Source organism: Clostridium sardiniense, from assembly GCF_019753795.1.
In the GTDB taxonomy this organism is placed as follows: domain Bacteria; phylum Bacillota; class Clostridia; order Clostridiales; family Clostridiaceae; genus Clostridium; species Clostridium sardiniense.
On record NZ_JAIKTU010000003.1, the window covers coordinates 144,521 to 158,280 of the forward strand.

Annotated in this window: 15 protein-coding genes, 2 tRNA genes and 1 riboswitch; of the genes, 3 read left to right on the forward strand and 14 right to left on the reverse strand. The window is 27.8% G+C overall.

All coding sequences use genetic code 11. From position 1 onward, the window contains the following. Positions 1–32: 32 nt before the first annotated feature. Together thiI and K5V21_RS04095 are read right to left on the reverse strand one after the other, a co-directional pair. On the reverse strand, positions 33–1,187 hold the full coding sequence (thiI, locus tag K5V21_RS04090; protein WP_221859433.1) for a tRNA uracil 4-sulfurtransferase ThiI: 1,155 nt from the start codon (positions 1,185–1,187) through the stop codon (positions 33–35). Further along, positions 1,184–2,329: a cysteine desulfurase family protein gene (locus K5V21_RS04095; protein ID WP_221859435.1), complete on the reverse strand. Its 1,146-nt coding sequence runs from the start codon at positions 2,327–2,329 to the stop codon at positions 1,184–1,186. The genes thiI and K5V21_RS04095 overlap by 4 nt, the downstream gene beginning before the upstream one ends. A 247-nt stretch (positions 2,330–2,576) precedes the next feature. Between K5V21_RS04095 and K5V21_RS04100 the strand changes: the two genes are divergently transcribed. After that, positions 2,577–2,652 (forward strand) — tRNA-Met (locus K5V21_RS04100). A gap of 275 nt (positions 2,653–2,927) precedes the next feature. After that, positions 2,928–3,003 (forward strand) — tRNA-Met (locus tag K5V21_RS04105). 33 nt (positions 3,004–3,036) lie between these two features. On the opposite strand, the gene K5V21_RS04110 is transcribed toward K5V21_RS04105, so the two are convergent. The 4 genes from K5V21_RS04110 to K5V21_RS04125 all read right to left on the reverse strand — a co-directional run bounded on the left by K5V21_RS04110 (position 3,037) and on the right by K5V21_RS04125 (position 6,192). Beyond that, positions 3,037–3,666 (reverse strand): cyclase family protein, encoded by a 630-nt coding sequence (locus K5V21_RS04110; RefSeq protein ID WP_221859437.1) that lies wholly within the window; start codon positions 3,664–3,666, stop codon positions 3,037–3,039. 125 nt (positions 3,667–3,791) lie between these two features. Continuing rightward, positions 3,792–4,667 carry a hypothetical protein gene (locus K5V21_RS04115; RefSeq protein WP_221859439.1) on the reverse strand — a complete coding sequence of 292 codons (876 nt, stop codon included), beginning with the start codon at positions 4,665–4,667 and terminating at the stop codon, positions 3,792–3,794. Further along, the gene (locus K5V21_RS04120) at positions 4,654–5,208 is read right to left on the reverse strand and encodes a hypothetical protein (RefSeq protein ID WP_221859441.1); all 555 of its coding nucleotides are present in this window, start codon (positions 5,206–5,208) and stop codon (positions 4,654–4,656) included. The genes K5V21_RS04115 and K5V21_RS04120 overlap by 14 nt, the downstream gene beginning before the upstream one ends. 174 nt (positions 5,209–5,382) lie before the next feature. Continuing rightward, positions 5,383–6,192: a metallophosphoesterase gene (locus tag K5V21_RS04125; RefSeq protein WP_221859443.1), complete on the reverse strand. Its 810-nt coding sequence runs from the start codon at positions 6,190–6,192 to the stop codon at positions 5,383–5,385. A 191-nt stretch (positions 6,193–6,383) separates the two neighbouring features. Then, a riboswitch (TPP riboswitch) is annotated at positions 6,384–6,487 on the forward strand. A gap of 35 nt (positions 6,488–6,522) precedes the next feature. Between K5V21_RS04125 and thiT the strand changes: the two genes are divergently transcribed. Beyond that, entirely contained in the window at positions 6,523–7,212 is a 690-nt protein-coding gene (gene thiT, locus K5V21_RS04130; protein WP_221859445.1) for an energy-coupled thiamine transporter ThiT, read from the forward strand. 298 nt (positions 7,213–7,510) lie between these two features. Here thiT and glmM read toward each other — a convergent pair whose 3' ends face one another. The 8 genes from glmM to K5V21_RS04170 form a co-directional block, all read right to left on the reverse strand. Then, positions 7,511–8,854, reverse strand: a complete 1,344-nt coding sequence (gene glmM / locus K5V21_RS04135) for a phosphoglucosamine mutase (protein WP_221859447.1) — start codon at positions 8,852–8,854, stop codon at positions 7,511–7,513. Positions 8,855–8,935: 81 nt separating this feature from the next. Beyond that, complete coding sequence (locus K5V21_RS04140) at positions 8,936–9,250, reverse strand: YerC/YecD family TrpR-related protein (RefSeq protein WP_204596612.1); 315 nt, start codon at positions 9,248–9,250, stop codon at positions 8,936–8,938. Positions 9,251–9,336: 86 nt separating this feature from the next. After that, positions 9,337–10,164: an AIM24 family protein gene (locus K5V21_RS04145; RefSeq protein WP_221859450.1), complete on the reverse strand. Its 828-nt coding sequence runs from the start codon at positions 10,162–10,164 to the stop codon at positions 9,337–9,339. A gap of 166 nt (positions 10,165–10,330) precedes the next feature. Beyond that, the gene (fliN, locus tag K5V21_RS04150; protein WP_204596614.1) at positions 10,331–10,594 is read right to left on the reverse strand and encodes a flagellar motor switch protein FliN; all 264 of its coding nucleotides are present in this window, start codon (positions 10,592–10,594) and stop codon (positions 10,331–10,333) included. 3 nt (positions 10,595–10,597) lie between these two features. Continuing rightward, positions 10,598–11,482 carry a FliM/FliN family flagellar motor switch protein gene (locus tag K5V21_RS04155; protein ID WP_221859452.1) on the reverse strand — a complete coding sequence of 295 codons (885 nt, stop codon included), beginning with the start codon at positions 11,480–11,482 and terminating at the stop codon, positions 10,598–10,600. A 15-nt stretch (positions 11,483–11,497) separates the two neighbouring features. Then, the gene (locus K5V21_RS04160) at positions 11,498–12,259 is read right to left on the reverse strand and encodes a flagellar hook-basal body complex protein (RefSeq protein ID WP_245000639.1); all 762 of its coding nucleotides are present in this window, start codon (positions 12,257–12,259) and stop codon (positions 11,498–11,500) included. Positions 12,260–12,267: 8 nt separating this feature from the next. Continuing rightward, the gene (locus K5V21_RS04165; protein WP_221859454.1) at positions 12,268–13,041 is read right to left on the reverse strand and encodes a flagellar hook-basal body complex protein; all 774 of its coding nucleotides are present in this window, start codon (positions 13,039–13,041) and stop codon (positions 12,268–12,270) included. 10 nt (positions 13,042–13,051) lie between these two features. Beyond that, positions 13,052–13,759 carry a sigma-70 family RNA polymerase sigma factor gene (locus tag K5V21_RS04170; RefSeq protein WP_221859456.1) on the reverse strand — a complete coding sequence of 236 codons (708 nt, stop codon included), beginning with the start codon at positions 13,757–13,759 and terminating at the stop codon, positions 13,052–13,054. Position 13,760 lies beyond the last annotated feature (1 nt).

The following is a 13,760-nucleotide window of genomic DNA, read 5'->3' on the forward strand; positions in this document are numbered from 1 at the left end:
GCTTAAAATACTGCTAAACTTGACTTTATAAATTAAAATACTACGATTTCCATATCATTAATTGCTTTTTCTACTAATGAATCTACATCTAGAGGCGCCTCTGACTTTCTTATATTCTCTAACCTTGGCTTTGTTTTTGGATGTTTTGGAACAAATATTGTACAACAATCTTCATAAGGAAGTATTGATGTTTCATATGTTCCTATTTCTCTTGCAATATCCATTATATCTCCCTTATCCATAGCTATAAGAGGTCTAAATACTGGTCTATCAGCACAGTCTGTACTTACAACAAGTCCTTCCATTGTCTGACTTGCAACCTGCCCAATACTTTCTCCGCTTGAAACTGATTGTATTCCTTCTCTTTCAGAAACTGCACATGCAACTCTCATCATAAATCTTCTCATTATTATTGTAAGTTCATCTTGAGGACATTTATCTATAATATCCATTTGTATTTCTGTAAAAGGTACTATAAATAATCTAACCTTCTCAGTATAATTACTTAATATTTTTGCTAAATCTTTTACTTTATCTTTTGCTCTTTCAGATGTATAAGGGTGACTATGATAATATATACAGTTTAGCTCTACACCTCTTCTTGCCATAAGATATCCAGCAACTGGCGAATCAATTCCACCTGAAAGCATAAGCATTGTGCTTCCATTCATTCCATATGGAAGGCCTCCTGCACCTTTTATTTTATCTGCACTAGTGTAAACATAAGCTCTTTCTCTTATCTCAACATTGACTAAACATTCTGGATTTTTAACATCAACAGAAAGATCTCCTTGATAATTCTTTAATACATAAGAACCTATTTCCATTGATGTTTCTATTGAAGTTTTAGGGAATTGTTTATTTGCTCTATTAGTTACAATCTTAAAAGTATCTGGTTTTACTTCTTCTACCTTTTTAAGAACTTCTGCTTTTATATCATCCATATCTCTATCAACTTCTGTTACAATACATACTTCTGCTACTCCAAATACTCTTTTTACTCTTTCTACACCTTGATCTAAGTCATCAATTTTTATGAAATATCTATTTTGATCATTTATTATTTCAAAATCTAACCCTTTAAGTTTCTTCTTTATATTATCTCTTAATCTTTTTTCGAATTTATTTTTATTTAACCCCTTTAAAAATATCTCTGCTGCATATTTAACTAATATTAGTTTTCTCACCTTTTTATCCTCCTTAAGAAAGTTAATGATTTCTTTAACTTATCTATTGTTTTATCTATTTCTTCTTTTAAATTATCTTCGCTAAAAGAAAATCTAATTGCACTTTCAGCATCTTTATCACATAATCCTAAAGCCTTTAATACATAACTTCCACTTGCTATGCTAGTTTTTGATGTACATGCTGATCCAGTTGACACATATATATCTGCATCCTCAAGCATATGAAGCAATACCTCAGCCCTAACTCCTATAAATGAAACATTTAAAATGTAAGGCGAATGATTGATATCATCAATACTATTAATCCTTATATCATCAATTTCTTTTAATCCATCAATCATATATTTTTTAAGTTCCATCACCTTTGTATAGTTTTCACTTCTATGTTTATTTGAAATTTCAGCAGCCTTTGTAAGTGCCATTATTCCTGGGACATTTTGAGTACCAGCTCTTAATCCACCTTCTTGGCTTCCTCCATGTATAAGTGATTTGGGTGATATCCCTTTCTTTAAATATAAAAATCCAGTTCCTTTAGGTCCGTGGAATTTATGACCTGTAGTTGTAAGTATATCTATATTCATATTCTTAACATCTATAGGAAACTTTCCATAAGCTTGAACTGCATCAACATGAAACTTAGCTCTACTACTTTTTCCTTTTATAAGTCTTCCAATACTAGCTATATCTTGTATTGCACCCATCTCATTATTAACAAACATTATAGAAACTAAAACTGTATCTTTACATATAGCATTACTTAATTCATCTAATGAAATCATTCCATTTTCGTCCACATCTAAGTATGTTACTCTAACGCCATTCTTTTCTATCTCTTCAAAAGCTTTTAAAACTGAATGGTGTTCAAACTTTGTAGTAATTACATGATGGCCACTCTTTGGAATTCCTTTTATAATTAAATTATTTCCTTCACTTGCACCTGATGTAAAATAAATTTCATCCTTTAATGCATTTATAGTACCAGCTATAAATTCTCTACTTTCATTTATCTTTTTTTCTGCTTTCATTCCTAACTTATGTAGAGAAGATGGATTTGCATAATATTCTCTCATTCCATCTGCCATAACTTCTATTACCTCATCATAAGGTTTTGTAGTTGCAGCATTATCAAAATAAATTTCCAAACTGTATCCCTCCTCTTTTTTAGTATTAACTTCATTAAAGGAGTTAATTCTAAAAAGAAATTCATCAAAACCCTAGTATTCTTATAGTATTACTAAGGATTGACCGTATATTTATATATAATATCAATTTTTTTATTATTTTAAAAGTTTTATTTATAAACAATTTAATTTTTTTAACTATTTAGTTGACAAAGTTACTTATTAGGAGTATAGTTAATCCACAAGCAAGAAACACACAAAATAATATCGCGGGATGGAGCAGTTGGTAGCTCGTCGGGCTCATAACCCGAAGGTCGTAGGTTCAAGTCCTGCTCCCGCAACCATAAAAAGCTAGTCAATTTATTGACTAGCTTTTGTTATTCTATAAGTGCATATATTCTAGCTGGTGCAGCATCTGCATCCTTTAATTTTAAAGGGGATACTACAATTTTAAATCTTTCCTCTATATTATTAAGATTACATAGGTTCTCTATTATTATCTTACCCTTTGATAATAAATTTTTATGATTATATAATTCTCCATATTCGCTATTTAGTTGACAAAGTTACTTATTAGGAGTATAGTTAACCTACAAGCAAGAAACACACAAAACAATATCGCGGGATGGAGCAGTTGGTAGCTCGTCGGGCTCATAACCCGAAGGTCGTAGGTTCAAGTCCTGCTCCCGCAACCATAAGAAGCTAGTCAATTTATTGACTAGCTTTTGTTATCCTATAAGTGCATATACCCTAGCCGGTGCACCATCTGCATCCTTTAATTTTAAAGGTGATACTATAATTTTAAATCTTTCCTCTATATCATTAAGATTACATAGATTTTCTATTATTATCTTACCTTTTAATAATAAATTTTTATGATTATATAATTCTCCATCATCTCTATCTATTGATATACAATCTACTCCAATTCCATTTAAATTGTCTAATTCACTTAAAAATTTAGATGCTTCATAAGATAATGTAGGATAATCCTTAAAGTATATCTCTGTATTCCATTTACTTTCCCATCCACTTTTTAATATTAAATACTCTACATTTCTTATTTCATATTCATGCTTTAATATTGTATCTAAATCTATTTCTTCCGTATCACTACAATCAATCATATAAGCAGTACCTATAAATTTATTTAAGTTAATTTCAGATATTGTAATTCCATCCTCAAATATATGCCTTGGTGAATCTATATGAGTTCCAGTATGAGTTGATAACTGAATCTTTAATACATTATAACCATCTCTTTTTATTGTGGATAAAGGCTCTATCTTTGCACTTTCCTCTTTGCAATATGCAGTCATATCTTCTTCTATAAAATGAGTTAAATCAATTATTCTCATATGCTCTTTCCTCCTATTAAAATCTATATTTAATAATATAATACTATAAAATCATATCCATACATTGAAATAAACATAAAAAGCTATAACAGATACTACACCTATTACAGCCTTTTATATTTATTCTAATACTTTAATTTCAATATATTTCTCTCATTTAACATATCATAAGGATTAATGCTTCTTATCCTAACATATAAATTTTGTTTATTTTTATCATTATCTTCTATTTCTATTTTAATTTCTGTATCATAGATATTCTTAACATTAATATCAATACCTTTTTTCTTAGCAAAGCTGAATCTAAATGTAATATTCTCTTTTATACTAAAAGGATATTCTATTTTATCAATTGCTATTTTTTCATCACCTATCAGTAAAGAAAAATCATAATACTTCTTTAAATCTTCTAAATATCTACTTTCTATTTTATTTATATGGATATCTTTATTTGCAGCCCATATCATAGAGTTTTCATTATAACTCTCTGAATATCCTCCTCTCTCTTGAACAAGTATATTTGCATTGGTTTTAAATGGATTTAAAATTATTTCACCAAGATCTATATCATAGGTCTTTCCATCATAAGTATTTAAGATAGCTCTTGTTAATTTAACTGGTCCATTTTTATTTATATAATCGTATAATTCAGCCTCTTCACCATCTCTATTTACTCCTAATCTATATGTCAAATACTCATATTTATTTTTAACTTCATTATATGAATATGAAACCATATCATAGGATTTATTTATTTCCGGAAATTCTATATTCATAATATTCCTTGTACTATTGATTTCAAAAAAATCTTCTTCTGTTTCTTTTGTGCTAGTATTATTTCTTATAAATTCTAAATTTATGTTAGTATCATAAAATAGCTCCGAATACCTTTTTATAAATATAGGCTCATCTATCTTGCTTATTTGAAAATAAATAAAATTACCAATAACTATTACACCCGTAATAATTAACAGTATTATTTGACCTTTACTTAATTTCATAAAACTCATCCCCCACTATATACAATAATCTTAGTAACATAACTGTTATACATATTGTAAATGCAATTAAAAGTATTGAAACTGCACTTAAAATAATTCCTTGATTAAAATTAAATGTAACGGATGAGACTGACATTAAAATCATAGTCCTTATAAATTCTAATTCCCATATTATTTTTGCCCTATTACTTATATGTTCTTTATTATATTTAATTCCTTCATTCTCAACTACTTTGCATATTGAATATATAACAAATAACCATAAAGTAGATTCTATAATCATAAATATGAATGCAGACGCAGTTCCTACATTTCTAACTACAAAAATCTTTAATATCTCCACTGCTGATAAAATATAACTTGCATTAACCCCCTTTTTGAAAATCCCTTCAATTCTAGAGAGATTGTATAATCCTTTACCAATCATAATATAACCTATAAAATCTGGTAAAATATCTATGTTTATCCCATTCATAGACAGATTAAAATCAAGTATTACTAATAAATAGCCCCAAAATATTCTTTTATAATATTTCTCCATAGTTCCCCCTAAATAGTATTATTACTTATCATTATATACTATTTATTCCATTTATTACTTATTTAATATTTTAAATAAAAAAGATCTATTAGTTCTTATTTAAAACTAATAAATCTTTTATCTTAATTTCCCGTATTTAATTTATAACTTAATATTAAACTGTTATTTAATAATTTATTTTCTTCCTTTTAATTTGACTACTACAATTTCTGGTCTATTAAGTACTCTAAATGGGAACCTACTGTTACCAAGCCCTCTACTAACTATCATTGTTGTATCATCTACTTTATAAGCACCTTCTGTATACTTTGGAAAGAATCCTTGCCCTGGAGCTATGACACCTCCAACTAATGGTATTCTAATCTGTCCTCCATGTGCATGACCTGCAAATACCATATCTATTTTATTTTCAGAATAGAATTTGATCGCCTCAGGTCTATGAACTATAAGCATTTTATAATTATTAGATTTCTCCTTTTTTAATATGTTCTTAAGCTTATCATTGAGCTCATATATTTGTAAATCTTTAAGTCCAATCAAATCTATATACTCATTCTTTAATTTTAAAGTGGTCATCCTATCTTCTACAACATCAATACCTATTTTAGTAAATCTTTCTTTTAAATCCTCATAAACTCCAGCTCTAATTTCATGATTACCAGCAACATAATATACCTTAGTAATTCTTATAAGTTTCTCCATAAGAATAATTGCAGGTTTTTCATTATATCTACGACTATCAATAATATCACCTGTTATTACTATTATATCTGGATTTAATTTTTTAATTTTATCCACTAATATTTCTTGGTTATCCCCAAACATCTTATTATGTAAATCACTTAAGTGGATAACTTTTAAATCTTCATCTAAATCTAAATTTGCATCATCAATATTTATCTCATTTATATGTAGCCAATTATTTTGCACATATAAGAACATACCTATTCCTACTATGACTATAAGCATTATAGCTATATACATGTTACTCACCTTCAATCTATTATTATATGTAGTATTTTATATTTAGTGTTTTATATATCATACTAGTATAATATCAATATTTCAATATAGCATTTTTTAATGCAATATAATACTTTTTAATACAATTTGTATTTTATTGACATTGTATCAAATTAATATTAAAATAAACTTGTTAATAAAATATATATTTATAACTGTGCTAGGGGTGCCAAATATTTGGCTGAGAGATGCATATGCATTAACCCTTAAACCTGATCTGGCTAATACCAGCGTAGGAAAGCAATTAAGTTTTCATACGTCCTTCTAGCACAAGTGTAGGAGGTTTTTTTTATGGAATTTTTTAAAGACTGGGGAGAGAGATTCAGTTCACTATATACTGATCTTCCAGAAAAATTTAGGACAATCATAGAAAGTCCTATGACAATACTTACTATTATAGCTTGCTTAGCTTTATTCTTAGCTTTATTTAAGTTTAGAAAAATTAAGTTTAACGCAAGAATAATTACTCACGTTGCAATAGCACTAGCGCTTTCAACACTGCTTAATGTTTTTAGAATATATAGATTCCCTCAGGGTGGTAGCATCACTTTAGGCTGTATGGTTCCAATACTTATTATAGCTTTCGCTTATGGTAAGGAAATAGGATTTTTAACTGGATTCTTATATGGATTAATCAACTTAATCACTGATCCTTATATAATACATCCTATACAAATGTTATTTGATTATCCGTTACCAGCAATGGCTATGGGGTTTGCAGGATATTTTAGAGATAGAAGAATGCTCGGAGTATTTGTTGCATTCTTTATAAAATTCTTATGTCACTTTATCTCAGGTGTTGTATTCTTTGGGCAATATGCACCAGCAGGAATGGGAGCTATTCTTTACTCAGCTGCAGTAAATCTACCTTTAGTTGGTGGTGAAATGGTTATTTGTATGGTTATATTAAAACTTATACCAGTGGAAAGAATCATTAAAATAATAAATCCAGATTATAGTCTTAGGCCAGTGAATGCCTAGATCATAATATATTATTAAGTATAAAAAGAGAGTACTAAACTATTTTAGCACTCTCTTTTATATATATATATATTAGGGATGTCTAAAAAGACATTATCTGAATAGCTATTTATATATAAATTTTAATACTTTATTAAGCAATGTAATATCTAATTAGTTTTGTCTTATATTAAAATTATTACTTTGGTACATTCTAATTTTTAATACTACCAATTTTAATTCTATGCTTTATAAAATAAAAAAGACCAAGAATAAATAATTTAATTACTTATTCTTAGTCTTTTAATTATTATAAATATTAGCACTTAGCTAATATCATATCTGCTAAGTTATGAGCTAATTTATCAATCTCTTCTTGATTTTCACCCTCTAACATAACTCTAACTAATGGTTCTGTACCTGAAGGTCTTATTAATACTCTTCCTTTACCATCCATTAATTTTTCCATTCTTTCTATCTCTGCTATTATTTCAGCATCTTTTAAGTAAATATCTTTTTTATCATTAGGAACTTTTGCATTTACAAGAACTTGTGGAAGCTCTCTCATTATTGAGCATAATGAACTTAAAGATTCTTTACTTCTCTTAATTATTGATGAAACTTGAAGAGCTGTAACTAATCCATCTCCTGTTGTATTACATTCTAAGAAGATTATGTGACCTGATTGCTCTCCACCTAAAACATAGCCGTCATTTACCATTTCTTCTAATACATATCTGTCTCCGACTTTAGTTTTTAAAGTTTTTATCCCCAAGTTTTTACATGCAATATCTAGTCCTAAATTACTCATTACAGTAACTACTAAAGTATCATCTTTTAATCTTCCAAGATCTTTAAGGTGTTTTGCACATAATGCTAATATAAAGTCACCATTTATTAAATTTCCTTTTTCATCTACAGCTAAGCATCTATCTGCATCTCCATCAAAGGCAAATCCAGCATCACAACCTTTTTTAACTACATATTCCATTAATTCTTCTGGATGCGTTGAACCACAATTTTCATTAATATTAGTTCCATCTGGATTATCATTTATAACATAAACTTCAGCACCTAAATCTCTGAATGCTTCAACTGCTGCTTTATAAGATGCTCCATTTGCACAATCTAAAGCAATTTTCATTCCTTCAAGATTTGATGATATTGTATTTTTTGCAAATTCAATATAATCATCTAAAGCTGCAACTTCAACTTTTTCTCTTCCAAGTGAAACTCCTGTAGGACTTGGCACTCCTTCAAAGTTTGATTCAATTACTCTTTGTATTTCATCTTCTAACTCATCTGAAAGTTTATATCCATTATTATTAAAGAATTTTATTCCATTATATTCTACCGGATTGTGTGATGCTGAAATCATTACTCCTGCATCTGCTCCATATTCTCTAGTTAAATGTGCTACAGCTGGTGTTGGTATCACTCCAAGCACTATAGCCTCTGCCCCAACTGATAATATCCCTGCAACTAATGCTGCTTCTAGCATATCCCCTGAAATTCTTGTATCTTTAGCAACTAATATCTTTGGTTTGTGTGCCGCTTCTGTTAATACGTACGCTCCTGCTCTTCCAAGATTATATGCAAGTTCTGCTGTAAGTTCAGTATTTGCAACTCCTCTTACTCCATCAGTTCCAAACATTCTACCCATAAAATTTTACCTCTTTCTTTTGATTTAAATTTACATTAACTTATTAACTTTTTTTACCTAATATATAGTATATTATTTTATTTACTTATTGACAACTTTTTCATCATCTATTCTATCTAAAACCATGTTATATCCGCCACTTCCATAGTTTAGACATCTATTAACCCTACTTATCGTTGCAGTACTTGCACCAGTAATTTCTGCAATTTCAGTATATGTTCTTTTGGACTTTAAAAGCTTAGCTACATGTATTCTTTGAGCTAGTGCTTTAACTTCAGTTATCGTAGCAACATCATCAAAAAAATTATAGCATTCTTCTATACTCTCTAGTTTTAAAATAGCTTCAAAAAAAAGGTCCATATCTTTCCCTTGTATCTTTGAGTTCATTAAGCTCATAATATATTCCTCCATAGTTTTCTATTAATTATTATATCATTTTGCTTTATTAATTCATAACTTTATCATATGGAAGTAATATTTTTTTAATTATCATCAAATTCCTCTTCTTTAAAGTTACTTTTAACATTTAGCTCTCTCATCTTATCATATACAATTTTAGTCGGTACAAGCCAGACATCACCAGTTCCTCTATAAACATTAAGTAATCCTTCACCACTTGTTGCACTACCAATTAGAGATGTTGCTGACTTTTCTACTGAAAATTCTATATCACCACTTCTTAATATTGCAAAGCTACCATCTATCTTTAAAGTATCATTATTTAGCTTGCATCTAAAAATTTCTTCTTCTGGAACTGGAAGTTCTAAAACAACAATTCCGTCTCCATGTATTCTTGTTTGAAAAATTCCTTCATTACCAAAAATCATTGATGAAATAGTCTTCTGACTAGTTGGTGATACATCTACCCCCTCTTCACAAGCTAAAAAAAGTCCATCATCTACTATTATGTGATCATCCTCAAGTTCTATTAAAGCATAATGTTTAAAAGATGGCTCTAGAAATATTTCTCCTGTTCCGGAATAAACTGGCTTAAACATTTCTTCACCAGTTAGTTTACTTGATATAAACTTCTTAGAAAGTCCTATAACACCTCCGGTTTTATTTATGATATCAATATTACCTTTCATATAACTTAAAGCACCAGATTCTATCTTAACTCTGCTCTCATCTAGCATTATTCTAATTTGCTTTAATTTAATACCTGATCTATTCATAATATTTAAATCAAATGCTGTGTCCACTTCTGTAGCACCCTTTAATTCATCATATTCTAATATTTGAAACCTTGAATCATTTGTCATTTGACTAATCATTGTTAATTTATTTTCAAACGCTAAGCTCGTCCTCATAAAAACCTCCGTATGTAATTGAATATTTTCTATTCAATCTACAATTGTTATTATATATCTAAAAAGAGATACATCTAAATTATAGACATATCTCTTTTACTTATTCAATGATCTAATAAACTAATTCATAGTATTTATTCTCTATTATTAATTCCATTAGTTAAAATTATTTTAATGTTTTAACTAAATCTTCTGCATCTAAAACTTTAGTTATCTTTATTCCAAAGTTTTGCTGTGAAACTATAACTTTGCCATATGCTATTTTCTTACCATTTACAAGTATCTCCACTTCTGCATCTTCTAAAGTATCTAATTCAATTATAGACCCTTTTCCAAGAGCTAAAACTTCATTTAATGACATTCTGGCTCTTCCTAATACTGCTGTTACTTCTATTGGTATATCTAATATTCTAGCTATATTATCTATCATATCTTATCTCTCCCTACTAATAATATCAGTTATTTGAACTCCTTTTTTAATACCTAATGTTCCTGGTTTTGCTTTATATATATCTGCTCCACCAACCTTAACTATAATATCATCATGAATTTGTTGATTTAAGAGAATTACATCTCCTTCTTTAATATTTAATAAGTCATTAATGCTTATTTCTATTGTTCCAAGATTAGCCTGTATATCCATATCAACATTTTTTACATATTCAAAAATCTCATTAGAAAAAATATCATTTAACTTTTCTTCTTCTTCTGAATTAACTTTTATATTTACTAAATTATTTATAACAGGTTCCATACTTTTATAAGGCATGCAAAATCTCATTCTTCCAATATTACAATTATTAATTTTAACTCCTATTATTGATTCAAATACAATATCTTTACCTGTAAGTCTTTGATATTGAGCTGTATTAGTATATATACCTGTTATTTCAACACTATTATATTTATATGGTAAATATATTCTTTGTAATAAACCTTGTATTAAATATCTTGTAAGCTCTAAATCTATTTTTGTAGGTTCTCTATTAATATCTTTAACCTTACCACTACCACCCAAAAGTAAATCTACTAAGCTAAGTACAACACTTTTATCTATAAATAAAGTTAAATTCTGAACATTAGAATCAATATTATATTCGATTATAATATCATCTTTATTTGTTCTTTCTAAAAAATCATCATAGCTAACTTGATTGCTTGTTTCTAACTCTAATTTAAATCCTTCTTTTTTTGTTTCGTAACTTATTTGTAAATTAGAAGTTTTGCAAAACTCCTCACTCATCATTATTAGATGTCTTATATTTTCTATAGAAAATTTTTCACTTTTCTTAAAGTCATATAATCGTACATCATTCATATCTTATCCTCTTTCTTATCTTGATTGTAAATTATTTATCATAGACCACATATCATCTGCTACCTTAAAGCTTTTGCTAGTTAATTGAAATGCTCTTTGAGTTGCTATTAAATCAGTCATTTCTTGTGGCATATTAACATTTGACATCTCTTTATATCCTTGCATAATATTACGATTCTTTTCTACTTTAATATTAGCTCCCCTTTTAGGAGAAAATAAATTATCACCAATTGATAAAAAATCCATATTCCCATCAGATTTATATGTATTAATATAAGCAACTTTACTATTATTAACAAATACTTCTCCTAATTTATTAATAGTAAAATTGTTATTTTTAAGCCCTATATTGGAATAATCATTATTTCCTATAAACTGCATATCTAATATATTTCCATTATTATCTACTAACTTACCACTGGAATCTACATTAAATTCACCATTTCTAGTATAAGCATATGTATTATCACTTTTAATTACCCTAAATAATCCTTCTCCATCTATAGCCATGTTACTATTTATATCAGTTCTAATTAAGCTACCTTGTGTAAAGATTCTAACTGCTTCAGTTGCTTTAGAACCCGTTCCTACAGTTGTATTCTTATCATTTATAGGAAAAGAATCTCTTTTCATACTTTTTCTAACTAAATCCTCAAATTGAGTATCTAATTTTTTATATCCTACAGTACTAACATTTACAATGTTATTTGATATAATATCTATTTTTTCCTGATTAGAACTCATACCACTTGTAGCAATATTAACTATGTCAAACATATATTCACCTACCTAACATTTCCTATTTCATTAGCCATTTTACTTAAAGTAGAATCCATTATCTGAACTACCTTTTGATTTGCTTCAAAAGCTCTTAAATTAACCATTAATGATGATGTAACATCAATAATATCAACGTTTGACTTTTCTTTACAACCATTTCTTATTTTATAGTCATTAACTGTAGTGGGATTTTCGCCATCAATTAAGTTTTGTCCAGCTTTTTTTAAAGCATTATAATCTGCAAAATCTACTATCTTAAACTTATATCTTACCTTTGAATCTAATAAAATATTATTATTTTTATCCATAGTAATTTTAGAATTTCCAACCCTTATTGCCTCTAACTTATTAATGTTTTTATTTATTCCCATAACTTGATATCCTGAACTATTAACTAAATAACCACTATTATCTATTTTAAATCCACCATCTCTAGAATATCTTGTATTACCATTATTATCTTTTATAGTAAAAAAGCCTTTTCCTTCTATTGAAAAATCTGTATTATTATTAGTTTCAACAAGTAACCCTTGAGAATAATCAGTACTTACTTTATCAATCCTAACTCCAGGATTTAATACCCCCAAATTTTGCTTTCTACCTTTTCCATTTAAATATCTGTCCTTATTACTTAACATCATGTCTTCAAAAGTCTTTGATATAACATGTTCACTTTTATATCCTGTAGTATTTATATTTGCCATATTATTACTTATTACTTCTTGACTAGCTTGTAAGTTAATCATAGCAGATACTGATGAATACATTCCTCTTAACATATTAATCCTCCTAAGCTATATTATAATTCATTTTCTTTATTACATTTCTTAAATTGATAATGGCCTTACTATGTAATTGAGACACTCTAGACTCTGATACTTCTAATATCTTTCCTATTTCCTTTAAAGTAAGATCTTCATAATAATATAATGATAAAATCAATTTATCTCTTTCCTTTAAACTGTCTATTGCCTTAGTTAAAATATCTATTTTCTCTTCTTCTTCAATAATATTTAATGGTGTTTTCTTTTCATCATCTTTTATTGTATCAATTAGGCTAACATCAGTATTTCCTTCAAAAATAATATTATCTAAAGAGGTTATACTCATTTTATAAATATTATTTTCAATTTTATTAATTTCACTTAAAGGTATATTTAAATATTTAGAAATCTCAATATCTGTTGGCTCTCTATATAAGTAATTTTGTAAAGTAAAAACTGCATTATTGTAATCATTTATCTTCATAACATCATTTCTTGATATAGGTGATTGTCTTCTTATTTCATCTATTATTGCAGCTCTTATTTTTAAACTAGCATAACTTGAAAATTTACAACCTTTAGTATCATCAAAAGTATCAAATGCTTCTAAAAGTCCCATAGTTCCATAACTTACTAAATCTTCGTACTCTATGCCAATACTATTATTTTTATATTTAGCTGCTATATATCTAACAAGGTTAATATTGTCTAATATGTACTTTTCCCTATCCATT

Excerpts from the sequence above, each read along its gene's own strand:
- K5V21_RS04110 (WP_221859437.1), bottom strand. The coding sequence starts at position 3,666 with ATGAGAATAATTGATTTAACTCATTTTATAGAAGAAGATATGACTGCA.
- K5V21_RS04115 (WP_221859439.1), bottom strand. The coding sequence starts at position 4,667 with ATGAAATTAAGTAAAGGTCAAATAATACTGTTAATTATTACGGGTGTA.
- K5V21_RS04120 (WP_221859441.1), bottom strand. The coding sequence starts at position 5,208 with ATGGAGAAATATTATAAAAGAATATTTTGGGGCTATTTATTAGTAATA.
- K5V21_RS04125 (WP_221859443.1), bottom strand. The coding sequence starts at position 6,192 with ATGTATATAGCTATAATGCTTATAGTCATAGTAGGAATAGGTATGTTC.
- thiT (WP_221859445.1), top strand. The coding sequence starts at position 6,523 with ATGGAATTTTTTAAAGACTGGGGAGAGAGATTCAGTTCACTATATACT.
- glmM (WP_221859447.1), bottom strand. The coding sequence starts at position 8,854 with ATGGGTAGAATGTTTGGAACTGATGGAGTAAGAGGAGTTGCAAATACT.
- K5V21_RS04140 (WP_204596612.1), bottom strand. The coding sequence starts at position 9,250 with ATGAGCTTAATGAACTCAAAGATACAAGGGAAAGATATGGACCTTTTT.
- K5V21_RS04145 (WP_221859450.1), bottom strand. The coding sequence starts at position 10,164 with ATGAGGACGAGCTTAGCGTTTGAAAATAAATTAACAATGATTAGTCAA.
- fliN (WP_204596614.1), bottom strand. The coding sequence starts at position 10,594 with ATGATAGATAATATAGCTAGAATATTAGATATACCAATAGAAGTAACA.
- K5V21_RS04155 (WP_221859452.1), bottom strand. The coding sequence starts at position 11,482 with ATGAATGATGTACGATTATATGACTTTAAGAAAAGTGAAAAATTTTCT.
- K5V21_RS04160 (WP_245000639.1), bottom strand. The coding sequence starts at position 12,259 with ATGTTTGACATAGTTAATATTGCTACAAGTGGTATGAGTTCTAATCAG.
- K5V21_RS04165 (WP_221859454.1), bottom strand. The coding sequence starts at position 13,041 with ATGTTAAGAGGAATGTATTCATCAGTATCTGCTATGATTAACTTACAA.
- K5V21_RS04170 (WP_221859456.1), bottom strand. The coding sequence starts at position 13,759 with ATGGATAGGGAAAAGTACATATTAGACAATATTAACCTTGTTAGATAT.